The organism is Pontimicrobium sp. MEBiC06410 (genome assembly GCF_053601615.1).
In genome coordinates, this window is sequence record NZ_JBSHNT010000091.1 from 1 (window position 1) to 365 (window position 365).

The window sequence follows — 365 nt, forward strand, 5'->3', positions numbered from 1 at the left end:
TCAATTGTAGAAGTAATGCCTTTGCCATCTGTTCCAGCAGGTCCTTGCGGTCCTTCAGGTCCAACTGCGCCATCTACACCGTTTGTTCCGGCAGGTCCTTGTGGTCCTTGTACACCAGGGATTCCTTGTTCTCCTTGGAACCCTTGGTCTCCTTGATCTCCTTTAGGTCCAGCAGGTCCTTGCGGTCCTTCAGGTCCAACAGCGCCATCTAGACCGTTTGCTCCGGCAGGTCCTTGTGGTCCTTGTACACCAGGGATTCCTTGTTCTCCTTGGAATCCTTGGTCTCCTTTAGGTCCAGCAGGTCCTTGCGGTCCTTCAGGTCCAACAGCACCATCTACACCGTTTGTTCCGGCAGGTCCTTGTGG

General features: G+C 54.2%; 1 pseudogene. It reads right to left on the reverse strand.

Annotated features, from left to right (window positions below):
• Window positions 1-365, reverse strand: a pseudogene (locus tag ACVC08_RS00615) (hypothetical protein); the annotation flags it as partial.